Origin of the sequence: Plantactinospora sp. B6F1 (assembly GCF_040120695.1) — a bacterium.
In the GTDB taxonomy this organism is placed as follows: Bacteria; Actinomycetota; Actinomycetes; order Mycobacteriales; family Micromonosporaceae; genus Plantactinospora.
On sequence record NZ_JBEEAC010000019.1, the window covers coordinates 37880 to 56982 of the forward strand.

Sequence of the window (19103 nt, forward strand, 5' to 3'; positions counted from 1 at the left end):
AACCACCCTCCGACGAGCTATCCGGGTCGGAGGGTGGTGACCGTGCCTGTCAGAAGACGTAGCGCTCGGCGAGGCCGGGGTAGTCGAACTGCTCGTCGGCGCCGAACCAGAGCTCGGACTCGTACTTCGCCTCGTCGATGCTGCCGGAGGCGTGCACCAGGTTGGCGATGGCCTTGCCGGTCGCCTCGGCGTACCCCTTCGACATGTGTGCGAAGTCGCCCCGGATGGTGCCCGGCGCCGCCTGGCCCGGGAAGGTCGGGCCGATCATGCGGCGGACGTTCGCCACCGCCTCGACACCCTCCAGCAGCAGCGCCACCACCGGCCCCTGCTGCATGTAGCTGGCGGTGGCGTCGTAGACGCCCTTGCCGTACCGCTCCTCCAGGTCGAAGTAGTGCCGGCGGGTGAAGTCCGCGTCCATCCGCTTCATCTTGATGCCGACGATCTTCAGGCCGGCGTCCTCGAAGCGCTGCACCAGGCGTCCGGTCAGCCCGCGCGCGACCGCGTCGGGCTTGAGCAGGACAAGAGTACGTTCTATGGCCGCCACCGTGGCCCCTTCCTCGATGATCTGGTCGGGCCTCCACGAGCTGGACGCCCGGGTGCCCGACATCTGGGGCGTGGGGCACCCGCTCCAGCGGCAGGCCGCTGGGATCACGATAGTAGTCGGCCCGATCACGCCGGTCGGGCGCTACCGTCCGGTCGCCGGGCCGGGCTACGGTCCGGCCGCCGTTCCGGGGTTACCGCCCCGATTGCCGGGCCGGGGCTACCGGCCGGTCGCGGAGCTGGTCTGGCCGGCGGCGGCCAGCGGGGTCTGCCGTTGACATCCCCTCTGCCCTGAAGGACGGAGGTTCCCTCCACGCTGCGTGTGGACCGCGCGGCGTCCGGGTGGGTTACCGCTTCACTGCGCGGTGCCGGGACGAGTCCTGGTCTTACCTGCGCTCCACGGTCGTTTAGCCTGTCCGCCTGTCCGGCGGCCAGGATGTTGATGGCGGCGTTGCCGTCTCGGTCGTGGGTTGCTCCGCAGGGGCAGTCCCACGACCGGACGTTAAGCGCCATCTTGTCGTTGACGCGGCCACAGGCCGAGCACAGCCGGGTGGATGGGAAGAACCGATCTACCCGGCCGAACGTGCGTGCGTACCGTTGCGCCTTGTACTCCAGCATGGCGGTGAATCCGGCCCACCCGGCGTCGTGGACGCTCTTGGCAAGCCTCGTGCGGCCGAGTCCGGCAACGGCAAGGTCCTCGACGTACACCGCTTGGTTCTCGCGGATGATCGCCGTGGACAGCTTGTGCTGCCAGTCCCGCCGGGTGTCGGCCACCCGGGCGTGCGCCCTGGCGACCTTCATGACGGCCTTCTTGCCGTTGGCCGAGCCCTTCCGTTTGCGTGAGAGAGCCTGTTGCAGTCGCTTGAGTTTGCGGGCCGCGCGGCGCAGGAACTTCGGCGCGGCCACTTTCGTGCCGTCCGACAGCACCGCGAAGTTCGTCAGTCCCAGGTCGATACCGACCTCCGGCTCAACCGGCGGCGGCGCTTCGCCCTCGGTGGTCCGCACGACGAACGAGGCGAAGTACCGCCCAGCGGCGTCCTTGGTGATCGCCACGGACGATGGATCAGACGGCAGGGTGCGCGACCACCGCACCGCCAAGTCGCCGATCTTCGGCAACCTGAGCCTGCCGTTGTCGCAGACCTTGAACCGGGAGTTCTTCGTGAACCGGATGGCCTGCCGGTTGTCCTTGCGGGACCGGAAGCGCGGCGGGGCCACCTTGCGGCCTTGGTTTTTGTGACGAAGTTCCGGCACAAGGTCTTCGCCGACCGGCACCTGACCCGGATGGAACAGATCATGCGAGACGTCTGCGTCGACTTCGAGGCGGAGCTAGTCGAGTTCAACGGCGAGAACAACCACGTACACCTCCTGGTCAACTTCCCACCCAAGGTGGCCGTCGCCCGGCTGGTCAACTCCCTCAAGGGCGTCTCCTCACGGCGACTGAGGCAGGAGTTCCCGGACCTCGTACGCCACTACTACCGGATCAACAAGCTCTGGTCGGGCTCGTACTTCGCGGGCTCCGTCGGCGGCGCACCGCTAACCGCCGTAAAGCAGTACATCGAGCAGCAGAACCGTCCCGGTTAAGACACGGCCCTAGCGGCCCTCCCAGCGCGGGCCTTCACCCCCGGCCTGAAGGCCGGAGAACCGGCCCGCATTCCGGTAGCTGAGCCGGCGGAGCAGCACCTCGGCCGGGCCGCGCCGCCCCGCCCGGCGCATCGCCTCGGCGAGCAGCACGGTGCCGAGCCAGACGCCGAGGGCCACCGCCGAGGCACCCGCGTCACCGAGCCGCCCGCCGAGGCCGGCGGCCCAGGGCGAGAAGAGCGCCACGAACGCGACCGACTGGAGCAGGTAGCAGGTGAGCGAACGCTGCCCGCAGGCGGCGAGCGCGGTGGCGATCCGGCCGGGTGAGCCGGGTGAGCCGGGTGAGCCGGGTGAGCCGGGTGAGCCGGGTGAGCCGGGTGAGCCGGGTGCGGCCGCGAGCCGGTGCGCGACCAGACCGGTCAACGCGGCGTAGCCGAGGCCGGCGCCGATGCCGGTCACGCTGTGCAGGACGTACGCCGGTACGGCGGTGGCGGCGCTCCAGTCCGTCCAGATCCTGCTGTCGATCAGCGCCAGCGGGGTGCCGCCGAGGACCGCCAGGCCGATCCCGCCCAGCGCGACCCAGGTCAGCAGCCGCCGATGCCGGCCGGGCTCGTCGAGCAACCGGCGCCGGGCCGCCCAGATGCCGAGCAGCATCGGTGTGACCACGTCCAGGGTCAGCATCGGGGCGAGCACCGCCCAGGTACCGACCCGGGGACCGACCGCGGCGAGCGGAGACTCGGCGCCGGTCGGCATCGGCGTCGACCCGTTCTCGATGATCCCGAGCGGCGGGACGACGGAGACCGCGACGAAGACCAGCGTCCAGAGCCCGGCGACCCACAGCAGGGTACGGTCCCGGGCCCGGAGCATGCCGACCAGCACCAGCCCCAGCAGGCCGTAGGTGGCGAGGATGTCGCCGAAGAAGAGCAGCAGCGCGTGTACGAAGCCGAACACGATCAGCCAGCGGCTGCGTCGGCGCAGCAGGTTTCGCACCTGGGGCCAGTCCGCGCCGGATGCGGCCCGCCGATCGGCCAGCCGGACCATCCCGTAGCCGAAGATCGCGGCGAACATCGGCAGCGCGCGGCCGTCCACCAGCAGCACCTGGAGGCCGGCGACCACCCGGTCGACGGTGCCGCCGTCGGTGCGGTAGCCCCGGAACAGGGTCTCGCGGCCGTAGAGGTACATGTGGGCGTGGGCCAACGCGATGAGCAGCAGCATCGTTCCCCGGGCGAGGTCGGGGGCGAGTGATCGGCCGGGCGGGGGGCCGGTTGGTCGGGCTGGCGCGGCCAGGTCGCTGGGGCCGGAGAGTCTGGACATGGTTCCCCCGTCAATCCAGGGATGTGGGCACGGAAGGTCGCGACGCGCGGATGACGGCCGGCGGGCGGCAGAATCATCCGGGTCGACCGCGACGATTAGCTACGGATGTGTATCTAACACCGAGAGGATAGGATACGCAAGCGTTTCTTATTGGAGAGGCAGCATGCACGAGAAGGAAGCCGGTCCGGGGCCCCAGCGGCGTACCCGGCGGCGCGGCGAGGAGCTGATCCGGGCCATCCACGCCGCGGTGCTCCGTCAGGTGGCAGAGGTCGGCGTCGGAGGGCTCACCATGGAGGGCATCGCCAAGGAGGCCGCCACCGCCAAGACCTCGCTGTACCGGCGCTGGCCCTCTCCGCGCGAACTGCTGCTCGACGCACTGCACCAGGCGCACCCGCAGGAGGTGCCGTCCCCCGGCGCGGACGACCTGCGCGGCGACCTGATCCGGGCCCTGCGTCAACTCGTCGCCTGGATGACCACCCCGGCCGCCGGCGCCGTGATGGCGATCATGATGGAGAAGCATCGTCACCCGGACCTGGTGGCGGCGCTCTACGCCCGGGTCTTCGACGCTCGGGGCGGCACGTTCACCAGTACCGTGCTGCGGCACTACGCCGCCCGGGGCGAGATCGATCCCGCGCTGCTCACCCCGGTGGTGATGGACATCGGCGAGGCGCTGGTGCTCAAGTACGGCACCGACAACGACCACCTGCCCGACGACGACGTCCTCGCCGCCATCGTCGACCAGGCGATCCTGCCGGCCGTCGGGATCGCACCGGCCGGCCGTGGGCCGGCGGGCCGAGCCGGCTGACCAGCCGCGTACGCGAGCCGGGGCGGTTGCCCTCCGCCGCCGGTTCAGCTCCGCTCTGGCACGGTCATCTCGCCGAGGATCGACCAGTCGTCCTGCGGGACGGTGGTGTTCACGATCTTCGGCGTCTCGGCGAGGTGTCGCGGCGGGCTCCGCTGCGCCTGCCGGAAGTGCTCGGACCCCACGTGCGCGGCGCCCGCGTCGCCGTCCCGGAACGCCTCGACCAGGATGTACTCGGTCGGGTCGTCGACGCCACGCGCCCACTCGAACCACAGGCAGCCGGGCTCGGCCCGGGTCGCCCGGGTGAAATCGCCGACGATTTCGGGCCACCTGTCGGCGTACTCCGGCAGCACTCGGAACTTCGCGGTGATGAAAATCATCTGAATCTCCTCGTACGGCTGGTCAGGTGCCCACGACCGCTGTCGCGCCCGCAGAATCCAGTGTCCCTGATAGGTCCGTCCGCTTCCTGTCGATCATGGCCTTTCTGCGCTTATCGCCGACATCGGGTGGTTCCGCACCAGGCCCGCGTCGAACCGCCGACCGAGCAGGGCCCGCCGGACCCGGCACGGGCTAGGCTTTCCCGCGTGATCGAGGCGGACGACTCCGGAGCCGACGAACGGCTGCGCCGGATCGAGGCGGTGACCGACTCCGCGCTGTCCCGGCTCGACGTGGAGGATCTCCTCGACGAACTACTCGCCCGGGTCTGCGGGCTGCTCGGGGTCGACACGGCCGCGATCCTGCTGCTCGACAAACATGCCCAGCAACTGGTGTCCACCGCCACGAAAGGGCTGGAGGAGGAGGTACGGCAGGGTTTCCGGATCGGCGTCGGGCGAGGCTTCGCCGGCCGGATCGCCCGGGACAAACGGCCGGTGGCGCTCGAACGGGTCACCCCGGCCGAGGTAGTCAGTCCCGTCCTGCATGACAAGGGCGTCCGGTCGATGCTCGGGGTACCCATGTTCGCCGGCTCCGACCTGGTCGGCGTCCTGCACGTCGGCACCCTCACCCCGCGACGGTTCGGTGCCGACGACATCCAGCTGCTGCAACTCGTCGCCGACCGCGCGAGCCTGGCCAGCCAGGCCCGGCTGGGCAACATCGACCGGACCGCCGCGCTTGCCCTGCAACGCAGCCTGCTGCCGGCCCGGCTACCGGAGGCGGCCGGCGTCGACATGGCCGCCCGGTACGTCCCGGGCCACCACACCGGGGTCGGCGGCGACTGGTACGACGTCTTCTCCCTCCCCTCCGGCTGGCTCGGCATCGTGGTCGGCGACGTCTCCGGGCACGGCCTGCCGGCGGCGGTGGTGATGGGACGGCTCCGCAGCGCGCTGCGGGCCTACGCCCTGGAGTGCGACGACCCCGCCGACGCGCTGTCCCGGCTCGACCGCAAGATCCAGCACTTCGAGGCGGGCAAGCTCGCCACCGTGCTCTACGCGCTGGTCAGCCCGGACCGGACCCAACTGCGCATCTCGCTCGCCGGGCACCTGCCACCGATGATGGCCCAGCCCCGCCGGCGGGTCGGCGCCATGTCGCTCCCCATCGACCTGCCGCTCGGCACCGGGCGTCCGAAACCCCGCCGCAGCACCGTCGTCGACTTCCCCCCGGGCGCCCTGCTGGTCTGCTACACCGACGGACTCATCGAACGTCGGGACGAGCTCATCGACGTCGGGCTGGAACGGCTGCGGTCAGCCGTCCGGACCGGGCCGGCCGAGACGGTCTGCGCCAGCGTGATGGCCGCACTCTGCGTCGAACAGCCCCTCGACGACGTGGCGTTGCTGGCGCTGCGCCGCCAACCGGCCAGCAGGTAGCCGCGCCGACCGCGGCGCCGGTAGCCTCCTCGCCGTGACCGGTGGCCCGCACTCGCACTGCTCGTACTGCGGCACCTCCTATTCGGCACCCGGCTGGCCCCGGGTCTGCGCCCACTGCGGGCAGACCACCTGGCGCAACCCGTCACCGGTGGCGCTGGCGATCCAGCCGGTGCGCACCGCCGACGGCATCGGCGTGGTGGTGCAGCGCCGCGACATCGAGCCGGGCCGGGGGCTGCTCGCGCTCCCAGGCGGGTTCATCGAGTACGACGAGGACTGGCGCGACGCGCTGGTCCGAGAACTCCGCGAGGAGACCGGACTGGTCGCCGAGGCCGGGACCGTCCGGCTCTACGCGGTGCACAGCGTGCCGGCCGCTGGCACCATCCTGATCCTCGGCGTACTGCCGCTGCGGGCGGCCGACTCGCTGCCCGCCTCGGCGCCCACCGCGGAGGCCACCGAGTGGCTGGTGCTCACCGAGCCGGCGGAACTGGCCTTCACCACCCACACCCGGGTAGTGGCCGAGTTCCTCGCCGTCAACCGGCCGCCCGGATCCCCCGGGCCGGGCCGTACCCCGCCCCGGTCGCCCGGACCGACCGAGCCGGGCAGCACCCCGCACGCCGGCTGACCGTCGGTCGGCGGGCTCAGCCGTCGCCCAGCGCGGCCCGGACGATCGCGCCGGCCAACTCCCGGGTCAGCTCCGGGGTGACCTCGTCCGGCGCGCTGCTGACCAGGGTGAAGAGCGCACCACCGTAGAGCGCGACGAGTGTCGGCACGGCCTGCGGCGGAATCGCCAGGTCGAGGTCGGCGTGGTGTCCGGTGGTGAATGTCACCGAGCGCTGGAGCAGCCCGCGCAGGGCGTCGGCGAGGACCGGCCGACGCAGGCTCTCCAGCCGGAGTTCGAAGATCGCCAGGTAGCGGTCCCGGTACACGGTGGCCGCGGTGAGCAGCGATCCGGCGATCAGGTTCGCCGCGCGCTCGCGGGTGCCCGCCGCGCGCGGCCGCTCCGCCGAGCCGGCCGCGTCCATGTCGGCGTAGTGCAGCTCGCCGACCCGTTCCGCCGCCGCGACCAGCAGCGCCTCCCGGCTGCGGAAGTAGTTGGAGGCCGTGCCGGTGGGCAGGCCGGCCCGCTTCTCGACCGCACGGTGGGTGACTCCGTGCACCCCGGTCTCGGCGAGCAGTGCGATGGCGGCGTCGGCGAGTTCGGCCCGGCGCCGACGGTTGGGTGGTGGCATGTCCCGATGCTATGCCAATATTCGTAGTACAACGATCGTAGTGAACGGGGTGCGGCATGGACGTGGTCATCATCGGCGCCGGCATCGGCGGACTGGCCCTGGCGAACGGCCTGGTGGCGGACGGGCACCGGGTCCGGGTGCTCGAACGGGCACCGGGACCGCGCACCGACGGTGCGGCGGTGACCATCTTCGGCAACGGCGCGGCGGCCGCCGCCGGCCTGGGCGTACCCCTGGACGGGCTCGGCGGCGACGTCGAGACGCTGGAGTTCCGCACCCAGGACGGGCGACCCTTCGCCCGCGCGGACCTGCGGGTGGCGCGCCGGCACACCGGCTTCGGGGTGGCGACCGTGCCGCGCGCCGCGATCCTCGAACGGTTCGCCGGGGCGCTGCCGGCACAGACCGTCCGGTACGGCTGCGCGGTGTCCGACCCACGGGTCGGACCGGAGGGCGTGACCGTCGCCGGGGAGTCCGCGGACGTACTGGTCGGCGCCGACGGCTACCGGTCGGTGGTACGCCGTGCCGTGCTGGACGGGGCCCCGGCGATCCGGAACGGCTGGGTGAGCTGGCAGGGGCTGACCAGGTCACTGCCCGAGTTGGCCGGTGACGTGCACGCCCGTTGCCTGGTCGGTCCCGCCGGACTGTGCGGGCTGATGCCGGCCGGTGCCGGCCTGCTCCAGTGGTGGTTCGACGTGCCGGCCTCCCCACCGGACGACGGTGCCGTCCTGGCGTGGCTGCGAACCCGGTTCGCCTCGTACGCCGAGCCGGTCGGCGAGTTGCTGGCCGGGCTCGACGAGTCGGACGTGCAGCCGTACCCGCACGTGCTGCACCGGGTGCCGGCCCGCTGGGGCACCGGCCCGGCGACCCTGCTCGGCGACGCGGCGCACGCCTTCCCGCCGTCCCAGGCCCAGGGGGCCAACCAGGCGCTGGAGGACGCCTGGCTGCTCCGCCGCGCGCTGGGTACGCCCGGCGATCCGGCCACCGCACTGCGCCGGTACGAGCGGATCCGCAGCCGCCGGGTGCGCCGGATCTCCCGGCTGGCGGCGAGCGAGGTCACCAACCTGCCGCCCGGGCCACTGACCCGGCTCGCCGGCCGGCTCCTCACCCCCGCCCTGACCGGCCGGCTGCACCTGGCGACGATCCGCCAATGCAGCAGCGTCCTCAACGACGACCGCCCCTGACGGACGGGATGGGGTATCCTGCTCGGCGATGAACACCTCTATGCGCAGATTGGGGGTCCAGTCCACCCAAGGTGAGTGCTGATGCATCCATCGACTGTGGACAGGGACTCCCGGCTAGCCCTCTGGCGGTGGGTGCGCGAGTTCGCCGTACCGCCGCAAATGATCGAATTGGCGACCGCCCGCCGTGCTCTCGGCGACTGGGCCGGAGCCTGTGCCGCCGCCCGCGTGGACGTCGATCTGCGACCGCGCGCCGTGGCCCGCACCTACGGCCGGGAGCTGGCCGCCCGGCTCCGGTCCGACCTCTACCATCTCGCTCCTGACCTGCTGCGCTGGCACCTGCCCCGGGTGGCTCCGGACGGGTTGCTGCGACCGGGCCTGACCATCGCACTGGCCCGGTACGGCGACACGGACGCCGGCACCCCGCACCTGGTGGTCCGGACCCCGCCGGCCTGGGCGGACGCCGGGCAGCGGATCAGCCTGGGCCTGTGGGACCCGACGCGCCCGGCCGGACGCTCCGGCCCGCATCCGCACCCCCGCCCGGACCGCCGGTTCCGGCTCGACCTGCACCGTCATCTCTGGGACGTACGCCGAACCGGGGAGCTGCGGGTCCGGGCGGGTGCGGACCGGCAACCCGACCCGGCGGACCGGCAACCCGACCCGGCGGACCGGCGACTTGCCGGCCGGCACGACGCGCGGCGGCATCTGCCGCACGGCTTCGACTGTGCCGTGACGCGCTGGGCCGCCGAGGCGCGGCTGCTGCTCGACGCGGACAACGGCAGCCGCACCACCGTCGTCGTCCGGCTCGGCTCCCGGCACCGGCTGCTGCTCGACCTGGTGCCGGAGCCGGGTGGCGGTCCCGCCGGGTGGCGGAGCCGGGCGGTACCGGCGTCGCGCCAGACGTCCGGGCTACCGGTGCTGCCCGACGCGGCCACCTGGGTACTGCCCGACCTGGCGCTGCTCCGGGCGGGGCTGATCGAGCCCGACCGGCTGCACCCGCTGGTCGCCCCGGCGCTCGTACCCGACCGGTCGGCCGCCGAGCCGCGACCGACCCCCGGCGACGGGTCCACCACCCGGTACGTCGAGTGCCGTGGCGCCCGGCACCGGATCGGCCTGCTGGACGGGGTACTCGTGGCGCTGGACCACGATCCCGCCGAGATCCGCCGCGAGCGGTTACTGTCCGCGCTGACCGGCACCCCGCTGCCCTGTCTGTGGGAGATCGAGCGCGCACACCGTCAGCCGGCGAACCTCGACGACATCCGGGCCCGCCTGGAGCACGGCGACACCGACGGCGCGGTGACGGCCGTCGAGCGGCTGCTCGGCCCGGCCGCGCTGCTCGGCGCCGGCGCGCTGCGGGACGAGCTGGAGACGGCGGCACGCCGCCGGGTCTCGCACCGGCTGTACCGGGCCGGGCTCGGCGAGTCCGCACCGCATCCGGCCAGCGGGCTCGCCGGACGCCTCCGGGACCTGTCCCGGCAGACCGCCCGCGCCGCGCGTCCCTCCCGGGCACGTCCACGGCACGCCAGCGCCCGCTGACCCCGCGCCGCCTTCCCGCTCCCCTGCCCTTCCCTGGCACAGATGCGACCGGTCCCGCCCGGTCCCGACCCGATTCCAAGGTGATCTCACATGCGTAGCTCCGTACCGTCCGCGCCCTGCTCCGTCGCCTCCCCCGCCCGCCTCGCGCCCCCATCCCGCACACCGGCGCCGGCCACCGCCCCGGGCACCCAGGCCGCGCTGGCCGGGGCGGGGCAGCTCGACGTCGCCGCCGAGCTGCTCGCCCTGCTGGGCGACACCGCCACCGAGCCGCGACCCGACCCGCAACTGGAGGCGCTGACCCTGGCCGTCGCCGCCGACCTGCCGGTACTGCTCTGGGGAGAGCCGGGAATCGGCAAGACCGCCGTACTGAACCAGCTCGCCGCCGCCCTCGACCTGCCACTGACCACGGTGATCGCCAGCGTGCACGAACCGTCCGACTTCGCCGGCCTGCCCGTGGTCGGCGACGACCCGGCGGTACAGGGCGTGCCGATGGCCCCGCCGGACTGGGCCGTACGCCTGGTGCGGGCCGGCCGAGGGCTGCTCTTCCTGGACGAACTCTCCACCGCCCCGCCGGCCGTACAGGCGGCGCTGCTCCGGGTGGTGCTGGAGCGGCGGATCGGGGCGCTGCGGCTGCCCGCCGGAATCCGGATCGTCGCCGCCGCCAACCCGCGCGCTTCGGCCGCCGACGGTTGGGAGCTCAGCCCGCCCCTGGCCAACCGCTTCGTGCATCTCCAGTGGACGCACGACCACCAGGTCGTAATCCGGGGACTGGGCGGGACCTGGCCCACCGCCACACTGCCCCGGCTCGCCCCGGAGCGGCTGCCCGAGGCGGTGGCGTTCGCCCGACGCGCGGTGTGCGCGTTCCTGACCGCCCGTCCCGGGCTCGTGCACCGGCTGCCGGACAACGAGGCCCGCCGGGGCGGCCCGTGGCCGTCGCCGCGCAGCTGGGACATGACCCTGCGGCTGATCGCCTTCGCCACCGCGGCCGAGTCCGCCCGGGAGGTGCTGTCCATGCTGGTCAGGGGCGCGGTCGGCGACGGTCCCGGGCTGGAGCTGCTGGCCAGCCTGGACCGGCTGGACCTGCCGGATCCCGAACTGCTGCTGGCCGACCCGGTCCGGGCGGACCTGCCCGAGCGGGGTGACCTGCGGCAGGCCGTACTCGACGGGGTGGTCGAGGCGGTCCGGAAGCGGCTCGACCGGGCCCGCTGGGAGGCGGCCTGGCAACTGCTGGTCCGGGCGCTGGAGACCGGCGCCCCGGACCTGGTGGTGGTACCCGCGAGCACGCTCGCCGCGCTCCGCCAGCCCGACTGGGACCTGCCGGAGTCGATCGACCGGCTCGCCGGTGTGGTCTCGCTGACCCGCCGGGCGGATCAGGTCGCGACCCGGGTCGCCGCCACCGCCGGGGCCGGCCGATGACCCGCCCGAGTCCGCTGCCGGCCGGGCCGATGACCCCGGTCTCCGGCCAGGCCACGCCGACCGGTGCCCTCGACACCGCGAAGCTCTTCACCGCGCGGCTGCACGCGGCCCGGGTCCGGCCCTATCTGGCGACCGCGCTCTTCGCGCTGCACGTGGTGGAGTCCCGGCAGGTGCCGACGATGGCCGTGGACCGGCACTGGCGGTGTTACGTCTCGCCCGCGTTCGTGGACCGCACCCCGGTGGAGCAACTGGCCGGCGTCTGGGTGCACGAGGTCTCGCACCTGCTCCGCGACCATCACGGCCGGGGCGACCGGGTCGCCCTGCGGCGCGGGCTGGTCGGGCCGGGCGAACGGCTGCGGATGAACATCGCCGCGGACTGCGAGATCAACGACGACGTGTACGGGGACGGGTTGCCCCATCCCGACGGCGCGGTCACCCCGGAGCTGCTGGGCCTGCCACCCGGCGAGCTGATGGAGGACTACCTGCGGCAGTTCCGGCTCGGGCCGCACACCCAGGACTTCGTCTGGTTGGACTGTGGCAGTGGTGCCGACGGCCTGGACCGGGAGTGGGATCTCGGCGCCGAGGGCGCGCACGGGCTCACCGCCCAGGAACGGGACGCCGTGCGGTTCCGGGTGGCACAGGGCATCACCGGCCGCCCGGGTACCGCCCCGCGCGGGTGGCAGCGGTGGGCGGAGCGGGCGTTCCATCCGCCGCAGCCGTGGCGGGACCTGCTCGGCGCGGCCATCCGGTCGGCGGCCAGCAGCTCCGGCGCGGGCGACGACTACACGTACGGCCGCCCCGCCCGCCGCTCCGCCAGCCTGCCCGGGGTGATCCTGCCCAGCCTGCGCCGCAGACCGCCCCGGGTCAGCGTGGTGATCGACACCTCCGGCTCGGTGAGCGACGCCGAACTGGGCAGTGCGCTGCTGGAGGTCGCCGCGATCGGGCGCGCGCTGGGCGGCCGGCGTGACCTGGTCAGCGTCTTGTCCTGCGACGCGGCGGCCCGGACCGTGCACCGGCTGTGCCGGGCCGAGGGGATCGCGCTGCTCGGCGGCGGCGGCACTGATCTGCGTACCGGCTTCGCGGCGGCGCTGCGGACCCGTCCCGCCCCGGACGTCGTGGTGGTACTCACCGACGGCCAGACCCCGTGGCCGAGTACCCGGCCGGGGTGCCGGACGGTGGTGGGGCTGTTTCCCCGGCCGGCGGCGGCCCGGGCCCGGCGCGAGAACAACCCCGGCTACGTACCGGACGCGCCGCCGGACTGGGCTCGGGTGGTCGAGATCGGTTAGCTCGGTACCCTGCCGGCGCCCGGCATGCCGACCGTCGCTGCGCAACCGCACACCAGGAGATGCCTCGCTGCTCCGCCCGGCACCAGGATTCTGGGGTACCAGTGGATGGCGATAGCGAAGGAGGTAACTGTGTCGACCAGAGGCTTGCGCTCGGCACTGCTGGTCACGGGTGTCTCGGTGATGACCGTGATCGCCACGGCGACGGCCGCGACGGCCGGCCCCGCACCCGTCGACGGCGCGGATCCCTGTCCGTCCGGCTCGCTCTGTCTCTACGAGGGCTCGAACTTCACCGGCGAGCGGTTCACCGCGACGTCGCTCAACCCGGGTGGTATCTGTGTCAGCCTGGTCGATCACGGCTGGGGTGACCGGGCCCACTCCGCGATCAACACCCACGGCACCAGTGCGGCCATGTTCACGAACGACGACTGCGTCGGCGGCCCGTACCTGGTGCCGGCGAATTCGAGCCTGTCCAGCCTCGGCAGCTTCAGTCCGGAGAGTGTCTGGGTTCCGTACCAGGCCTCCTGACGGCTGCGCCGGACGCGACCGACCGCGGCGTCGCGTCGATATTCTCGTTTCCGTGCCTGTTCGCGTCGCCGCGCCGCCGCGGTGTGCGGCGACGCCTTTCTTCCGAGAGAAGAGCCGGCCATGACCACCAGTCGTGAGATCCATCTGATCGCCCGTCCCCCCGACGACCTGCCGGTGCCCGGTGAGGTGGCCATGGTCGAGGTTCCGGTGCCGGCACCGGAACCGGGTCAGGCCGTGGTCCGGAACATGTACATGGCGATCGACCCCGGGCTGCTGCAACGAATGCGTGATCTGAGCGCCCTGCACGTCCCCCATTTCCCGCTCGGCGGTCCGATGTGGGGGCACGCCATCGGCGAGGTGGTCGAGTCGGCCGCACCGGAGCTGCAGGTCGGCGACGTCGTACTGCACCACATGGCGTGGCGGGAGTACGCGGTCGGTGACGTCAAGGAGTTCACGGTGCTCGACACCACCCGCTACCCGTCGATCTCGCACCATCTCAGCTCGGCGATCGTGGCCTACTGCGGCGTGCACCGGATCGGCATCGACCGGGGTGACACCGTCGTGGTCTCCAGCGCGGCCGGCGCGGTCGGCAGCGTGGTGGGTCAACTGGCGCGGCTGCGCGGAGCCGCCCGGGTCGTCGGCAGCGTCGGCTCGGCCGAGAAGGTGCGGTTCGTCACCGAGAAGCTCGGCTACGACGAGGCGTTCGACTACCACGACGGGTGGCCGGCGGATCTCGGCGGCGTCGACGTGTACTACGACAACGTCGGCGGCTGGCAGCTCGACAGCGCCTTCAACGCCATGCGTCCACACGGCCGGATCCTGCTCTGCGGAAGCTCCGAGGAGCACCGCACCGGTCGGCCGCACCCGCACCGCGGCATGCAGATGGTCATCGGCAAGCGGCTGAACCTGATCGGCTTCACCACCAACGACCACCTGGACCTGCTGCCCGAGTTCGAACGCGAGTTCCCCCCGCTGGTCCGCGACGGCGCGGTGGTGCTGCACGAGACCTTCGTCGACGGCCTCGACCAGTTGATCCCCGCCATCAAGTCTCTGCTCGACGGCGCGTACCTGGGCAAGGTCCTGCTCAGGTTCTGACCGTCCGGACGCGCTGGAACCTAACCGGAGGGAATCCCGCCGTGACGTCACCCAGTACCGGGCCGCTGGTCTCGGTCGTCATCCCCACCTACAACCGGCGAGAGCAGCTGCACGACAGCCTGCACCAGCTGACCCGGCAGCGGCCGGGTACGCCGGAGTTCGAGGTCGTGGTCTCCGACGACGGGTCGTCGGACGACTCGGCGTCGGTGGCGCGGTCCTTCGCGGACCGGCTGCGCCTGAAGTACCACTTCCAACCCGACGAGGGCAACCGGGTGTCGCTGGCCCGCAACGAGGGGGCGCGGCTGGCCTCCGCGCCGGTCCTGGTGTTCCTGGACACCGGGGCGGTGCCCGGGCCCGACTTCGTCCGGCGGCACTTCCTCGCCCACCGGGACGGACCGCGCTGCGCCCTGCTGGGGTACGCCTACGGGTACAACCCGGAGGCTCCGATGTGGGAGGTGCCGGACATCCTCCGGCGGCACACGCCCGAGGAGGCGGTACGCCGCTACGGCGAGGTGCCGGAGTTCCTCGACCTCCGGGAGAAGCTGCTCGCGGAGTGCGGTGACGACCTGGAGCGCCGCGGCATCCCCTGGCAGGTGTTCTGGACCATTAACTGCTCGGTGCGGACCGAGGACTTCTGGGCGGTGGGCGGCTTCGACGAGGGTCACCGCGGCTGGGCCGGGGAGGATCTGGAGCTCGGCTACCTGCTGCACCGCAGCGGCCTGCCGATCCGGTTCGACCGTACGGCCTGGGTGATCGAGTCGCTCCAGGAGCGCAAGCGGCGCGAGCAGCTAGACGAGTTCAAGCGGAACATGCTCCGCTTCGTCTCCCGCCATCCGGAACCGGTGAGCGAGATCGGTTGGGCACTCGTCGACGACGACCTCTTCTGGCCCTGGGAGGACGAGTACAACGACCTGCTGCGGCACACCCGCAAGGTGCGCGACCTGGAGGTCGCGGCCGAGATCGAACAGGCGTTGCGGGGCAGCTCCCCGACCGGCACGGTGGCGGTCGTCGGCTCCGGTGCGCAGCTCCCCGACTCGCTGCGGCCGGCCACGGTGCTGGACTTCGACCGGGAGCTGGTGGACCGGGCCGTACGCGACGGGCGGCACGTCGGCCACCACGCACTCGGGCTGCGTACCCCGCTGGCCGACGGCTCGGTCGACGTCGTGGTCCTCACGTCCCGACTCGCCGGCCTCTGGGACCGGTGGAAGGACCGGCTCCTGGCCGAGGCACACCGCATCGGGCGCGACGTGCGCTGCTTCGCCTAACCCGCGAGGCGCGCTGCGGCGCATGAAGCCGCGAGGTACGCCGCTTCACCTGCACCGCGGACGACGACCGGGGGCTGGCGTGGACGCCGGCCCCCGGTCGTGACGTGCCGGGCGGTCAGAGGTACATCGTGTTCGGGGCGAGCCCGCAGAGAATCCGGCCGTACAGTTCCGCGTTGGTGTTCGGGTGCATCAGCGCGTGCATGTTCAGCGTCTGGATGTCCCGGTCGATGCGCTGGATCGGCACGTCGTCGTAGATGGACGTGCCGCCGCTGCCGGTCTTCAGCACACCGACCGCCTCCTTGGTCAGCTGGAAGACCCGGCCCAGGTGGGCGCGGGCCCGGACCCGGTCGACCAGCTGCCACGCCTCGCCGGTGGCGTACCTGCCGTCGAGCAGCTCGACCAGCCGCCGACCGTGGAACTCGGCCTCCTCGGTCTTCATGGCCGCCTCGGCGACCTGGAAGTGGGTGATCGGCGCCTCGCGCTGGCTCGCGTACTCGGTGTAGGTGATCTTCCGTTCGCCGAGCCGGTCGAGGAACGCGTCCAGCGCGGCCTTCGCCAGCCCGACCGCGGCCGCGGCGAAGGTGGCGCACCCGGTCGGGACCAGCGGCTGGCGGAACATCGGCGATCCGGCGTTGGCCTTCGAGGCGTACTGCTCGGCGAGGACCGCCACCATCGGCAGTACCCGGTGTCGTGGCACGAAGACCTGCTTGGCGACCGTACTGACGCTGCCCGTGCCGCGCAGGCCGGCGGTGTGCCAGTCGTCGACGATCTCCAGGTCGGAGATCGGGACCAGTGCCATGACCGGCCACTGGGAGCCGTCCGGCGCGGGTCCCATGGCGAGGATCGCCTGCCACTGGCTGTGCAGCGCCCCGCTGATGAACCGCCACCGCCCGTTGACCACGAAGCCGCCGTTGGTCGGCTCGGCGCCGGCGGTCGGACTGAGCACTCCGCACACCCGCACGTCCGGCTCGGCGAAGACCTCGTCCTGGGCCTCGTCCGGGAAGAGCCCGGCGATCCAGTTGCTGATCGACCAGACGGCGGTGTTCCATCCGGCCGAGCCGTCGCTCCCGCTGATCCGGCTGATCACCTCGCTGACGGTGCCGGCGTCGCTCTCGTACCCGCCGTAGCGGGCCGGTACCCGCATCCGGAAGATCCCGGCGGCAGACATCGCCTCGACGACCTCGTCGTGCAGCCGCCGGTGCTCGTCCGTCCAGGTTGCGTGCGACCGCAACAGCGGCACCAGTTCCTCGGCCCGCCGGACGAGTTCCATCCTCGGTGGAACCTCGGTTCTCAACACCATGACCTCCTCCAGACCTGCGCGAGAAGCGGACCGGCCGCCCGGCCGCCCCACCTCTGACCGTGACATTTCGGCATCAACCACGCACCTTCCCGAATGCGCAATGACCGGCTCAGCCGGTCGCCGGCGCCGTCCGGTCCCGACCGCCACCGACATCGGCACCGTCGCCGCCACCATCCCGGTCCCCGTGGCCGCCACCGTCCCGGTCGCCGTGGCCGCCACCGTCCCGGTCGCCGTGGCCGTGGCCGTGCCCGTGGCCGTCACCGCCCTGGTTGCCAGGTCGCCGGTCGGCGAAGGCGATCAACCGGGCGTTGAGCACCACGCCGACCAGCAGCGGCAGGAGTCCGGCCAGGGTCCAGCCGAGGCCGACCAGTTCGGCGGACCACCCGACCAGCGCGGGCCCGATCAGGATGCCCGCGTAGGTGAAGGTGGTGAAGCGGGACAGGAACGTCGCCGCCCCCGGCCCGTCACCCCCGGCGTGCCCGACCGCGCTGAAGACCAGGGGCAGCAGCACCGACCCGCCGAGGCCGAGCACTCCGAACCCGGCGATGGCGGCCGTCGGAGACGGGACCAGCAGGACGACCGCGAGGCCGCAGACGGCCAGGACGCCACCGGCGCGGAAGAGCGCGGGCGCCCCGTACCGCACGTGCAGCCGGTCGCCGACGAGCCGGCCGGCCGTCTGGCACGCGGTGAACGCGGTGAGGCCCAGCGGAGCCAGCGCGAGCGTCGCGTCGTGGTAGTCGTGCAGGAAGACGCCGCTCCAGCTGATCACGGTGGCCTCGGAGACCATCGTGACGAAGCCCATCGCGCCGAACAGCACCAGGGTCCTGGTCCAGCCGGCCCGCCAGCCGAGCCGAACCCGCCGGCGGCCCGGAGACCGCGGAACGTGGTCGGCCGAGGGCGGCAGCAGCCACGCGGTGACCAGCAGGCCGACGACGAGGAAGACCGCGCCGACCGCCAGGAAGTGCCCGGTGGGCGAGACGCCGGCCCGGGTGAACCCGGCCGCCAGCAGCGAGCCGGTCGCCGCGCTGACGCTCCAGGCCGCGTGGCAGCCGTTCATGATCGGGCGGCTCCGGACCCGTTCCACCGCGACGGCGTGGGCGTTCATGGAGACGTCCAGTACGCCGATCACCGTACCCAGCACCAGCACCGCCAGGCCGAGCTGGACGGCGTCGCCGGCCAGGCCCACGCCGACCAGGGCCACCGGGAGCCCGACCAGGGTCAACCGGATGACGCGGGCGCTGCCGAACCGGGCCACGAAGACCCCGACGAGCTGCATCGTGAGGACCGCGGCCACGCCGTACACCGTCAGGATGAGACCGAGTTCGCCGTCGCTGAGCCGGTGTTCGGACTTCAGCCCCGGCAGCCGGGCGATGTAGCTCGTCATCAGCAGCCCGTTGACGAAGAACACGGCGGTCACGGCCCAGCGGGCCCTGGTCGCCACCGCGGCGCTGATCCGCGGCGGTTCGTCGGCCGTCGTCGCCGCCTCCAGAGTGTGCTCGCTCATGCGTCGCCCCGGCCCTCAGTAGCGGTCGTGGTGACGCAGCCAGCCGGCCTTGTCCTGGATCAACGGCCGACCCTGCGGCGTGAGTTCCAGGTAGTTGTCGATGCCGTGCAGCAGCGCGGCGCCCTCCCCGTAGGTGGAGTAGGTGTGGTAGACGTCGCCGTCGCCCCGGACGAAGACGCTGACGCCGCCCGCCTCGCCGCTGGTCTGTCCCCCGGTCCGCTCCAGCGTGGCCCTGTCCTGGTAGTTGTATTCGACCGGCGCCACCGTCTCGTCCAGGGTGACGTGGAAGTCGTAGTTGAAGTCGCTGCCGTGGGACGAGTACCACGGCAGGTTCCAGCCCATCCGGGCCTTGAACGCCTCGATCTTCGCCAGCGGCGCCCGGGACACCAGCACCAGCGTGGTGTCCCGGGCGTGCAGGTGCGACAGGTGGCCGATGTTGTCGACCAGGTACGAGCAGAACTTGCACCCGTGCTCCCAGGCCGGGTCGAACATGAAGTGGTAGACGATCAACTGGCGGCGCCCGGCGAAGAGGTCGAGCAGCTCGACCTTGCCCTCCGGGCCGTCGAAGACGTACCTCTGCTCCAGCTTCACGGCCGGCAGCGCCCGCCGCTGCGCACCCACCTCCGCCAGCCGGCGGGCGGCCTCCTCCTCGCTGGCCAGCAGCTGCCTGCGGGCAACCAGCCAGTCCTGCCTCGACACCACCTGTACGTCACTCATCTCGCTGTCTCCTCTCCGG

The 19103-nt window shown here is 72.6% G+C and carries 19 protein-coding genes; 11 read left to right on the plus strand and 8 right to left on the minus strand.

All coding sequences use genetic code 11. The features are described from left to right. Positions 1 to 49: 49 nt before the first annotated feature. Both ABNF97_RS22640 and ABNF97_RS22645 read right to left on the minus strand, forming a co-directional pair. Positions 50 to 544 (minus strand): nucleoside-diphosphate kinase, encoded by a 495-nt coding sequence (locus tag ABNF97_RS22640; RefSeq protein WP_207230616.1) that lies wholly within the window; start codon positions 542 to 544, stop codon positions 50 to 52. Positions 545 to 669: 125 nt separating this feature from the next. Next, positions 670 to 1812: an RNA-guided endonuclease InsQ/TnpB family protein gene (locus tag ABNF97_RS22645; RefSeq protein ID WP_349339710.1), complete on the minus strand. Its 1143-nt coding sequence runs from the start codon at positions 1810 to 1812 to the stop codon at positions 670 to 672. Between ABNF97_RS22645 and tnpA the strand changes: the two genes are divergently transcribed. Next, positions 1714 to 2121: an IS200/IS605 family transposase gene (gene tnpA / locus ABNF97_RS22650; RefSeq protein ID WP_349339769.1), complete on the plus strand. Its 408-nt coding sequence runs from the start codon at positions 1714 to 1716 to the stop codon at positions 2119 to 2121. The genes ABNF97_RS22645 and tnpA overlap by 99 nt on opposite strands. 9 nt (positions 2122 to 2130) lie before the next feature. Here tnpA and ABNF97_RS22655 read toward each other — a convergent pair whose 3' ends face one another. Beyond that, positions 2131 to 3432 (minus strand): DUF418 domain-containing protein, encoded by a 1302-nt coding sequence (locus ABNF97_RS22655; protein WP_349339711.1) that lies wholly within the window; start codon positions 3430 to 3432, stop codon positions 2131 to 2133. A 163-nt stretch (positions 3433 to 3595) separates the two neighbouring features. Between ABNF97_RS22655 and ABNF97_RS22660 the strand changes: the two genes are divergently transcribed. Beyond that, positions 3596 to 4237 carry a TetR/AcrR family transcriptional regulator C-terminal ligand-binding domain-containing protein gene (locus ABNF97_RS22660; protein ID WP_130464507.1) on the plus strand — a complete coding sequence of 214 codons (642 nt, stop codon included), beginning with the start codon at positions 3596 to 3598 and terminating at the stop codon, positions 4235 to 4237. A gap of 44 nt (positions 4238 to 4281) precedes the next feature. Here ABNF97_RS22660 and ABNF97_RS22665 read toward each other — a convergent pair whose 3' ends face one another. Then, complete coding sequence (locus ABNF97_RS22665; RefSeq protein ID WP_349339712.1) at positions 4282 to 4614, minus strand: putative quinol monooxygenase; 333 nt, start codon at positions 4612 to 4614, stop codon at positions 4282 to 4284. Between the two features lie 204 nt (positions 4615 to 4818). Here ABNF97_RS22665 and ABNF97_RS22670 point away from each other — a divergent pair, with 204 nt between their 5' ends. Both ABNF97_RS22670 and ABNF97_RS22675 read left to right on the plus strand, forming a co-directional pair. Then, the gene (locus ABNF97_RS22670; protein WP_349339713.1) at positions 4819 to 6036 is read left to right on the plus strand and encodes a PP2C family protein-serine/threonine phosphatase; all 1218 of its coding nucleotides are present in this window, start codon (positions 4819 to 4821) and stop codon (positions 6034 to 6036) included. Between the two features lie 34 nt (positions 6037 to 6070). Continuing rightward, the gene (locus ABNF97_RS22675) at positions 6071 to 6658 is read left to right on the plus strand and encodes an NUDIX domain-containing protein (protein WP_349339714.1); all 588 of its coding nucleotides are present in this window, start codon (positions 6071 to 6073) and stop codon (positions 6656 to 6658) included. A 16-nt stretch (positions 6659 to 6674) separates the two neighbouring features. Here ABNF97_RS22675 and ABNF97_RS22680 read toward each other — a convergent pair whose 3' ends face one another. Next, positions 6675 to 7265: a TetR/AcrR family transcriptional regulator gene (locus ABNF97_RS22680; RefSeq protein WP_349339715.1), complete on the minus strand. Its 591-nt coding sequence runs from the start codon at positions 7263 to 7265 to the stop codon at positions 6675 to 6677. Between the two features lie 56 nt (positions 7266 to 7321). Here ABNF97_RS22680 and ABNF97_RS22685 point away from each other — a divergent pair, with 56 nt between their 5' ends. The 7 genes from ABNF97_RS22685 (at position 7322) to ABNF97_RS22715 (ending at position 15563) form a co-directional block, all read left to right on the plus strand. Next, positions 7322 to 8443 carry an FAD-dependent oxidoreductase gene (locus ABNF97_RS22685; RefSeq protein ID WP_349339716.1) on the plus strand — a complete coding sequence of 374 codons (1122 nt, stop codon included), beginning with the start codon at positions 7322 to 7324 and terminating at the stop codon, positions 8441 to 8443. Between the two features lie 81 nt (positions 8444 to 8524). Next, entirely contained in the window at positions 8525 to 9976 is a 1452-nt protein-coding gene (locus ABNF97_RS22690) for an amino acid adenylation domain-containing protein (RefSeq protein WP_349339717.1), read from the plus strand. 90 nt (positions 9977 to 10066) lie between these two features. Further along, positions 10067 to 11392 carry an AAA family ATPase gene (locus ABNF97_RS22695; protein ID WP_349339718.1) on the plus strand — a complete coding sequence of 442 codons (1326 nt, stop codon included), beginning with the start codon at positions 10067 to 10069 and terminating at the stop codon, positions 11390 to 11392. Between the two features lie 29 nt (positions 11393 to 11421). Further along, positions 11422 to 12678, plus strand: a complete 1257-nt coding sequence (locus ABNF97_RS22700; protein WP_349339770.1) for a vWA domain-containing protein — start codon at positions 11422 to 11424, stop codon at positions 12676 to 12678. 129 nt (positions 12679 to 12807) lie between these two features. Beyond that, the gene (locus ABNF97_RS22705; protein ID WP_165436840.1) at positions 12808 to 13203 is read left to right on the plus strand and encodes a peptidase inhibitor family I36 protein; all 396 of its coding nucleotides are present in this window, start codon (positions 12808 to 12810) and stop codon (positions 13201 to 13203) included. Between the two features lie 120 nt (positions 13204 to 13323). Next, entirely contained in the window at positions 13324 to 14298 is a 975-nt protein-coding gene (locus ABNF97_RS22710) for a zinc-binding dehydrogenase (RefSeq protein WP_130464516.1), read from the plus strand. A 41-nt stretch (positions 14299 to 14339) separates the two neighbouring features. Continuing rightward, entirely contained in the window at positions 14340 to 15563 is a 1224-nt protein-coding gene (locus ABNF97_RS22715) for a glycosyltransferase (protein WP_349339719.1), read from the plus strand. A 115-nt stretch (positions 15564 to 15678) separates the two neighbouring features. Here the strand turns inward: ABNF97_RS22715 and ABNF97_RS22720 are convergent, their stop codons facing one another. The 3 genes from ABNF97_RS22720 to ABNF97_RS22730 form a co-directional block, all read right to left on the minus strand. Next, positions 15679 to 16863, minus strand: a complete 1185-nt coding sequence (locus ABNF97_RS22720) for an acyl-CoA dehydrogenase family protein (RefSeq protein ID WP_130464518.1) — start codon at positions 16861 to 16863, stop codon at positions 15679 to 15681. A gap of 109 nt (positions 16864 to 16972) precedes the next feature. Then, complete coding sequence (locus ABNF97_RS22725; RefSeq protein WP_349339720.1) at positions 16973 to 18367, minus strand: MFS transporter; 1395 nt, start codon at positions 18365 to 18367, stop codon at positions 16973 to 16975. A 15-nt stretch (positions 18368 to 18382) separates the two neighbouring features. Then, on the minus strand, positions 18383 to 19084 hold the full coding sequence (locus tag ABNF97_RS22730) for a DUF899 family protein (protein ID WP_130464520.1): 702 nt from the start codon (positions 19082 to 19084) through the stop codon (positions 18383 to 18385). Between the last annotated feature and the right edge of the window lie 19 nt (positions 19085 to 19103).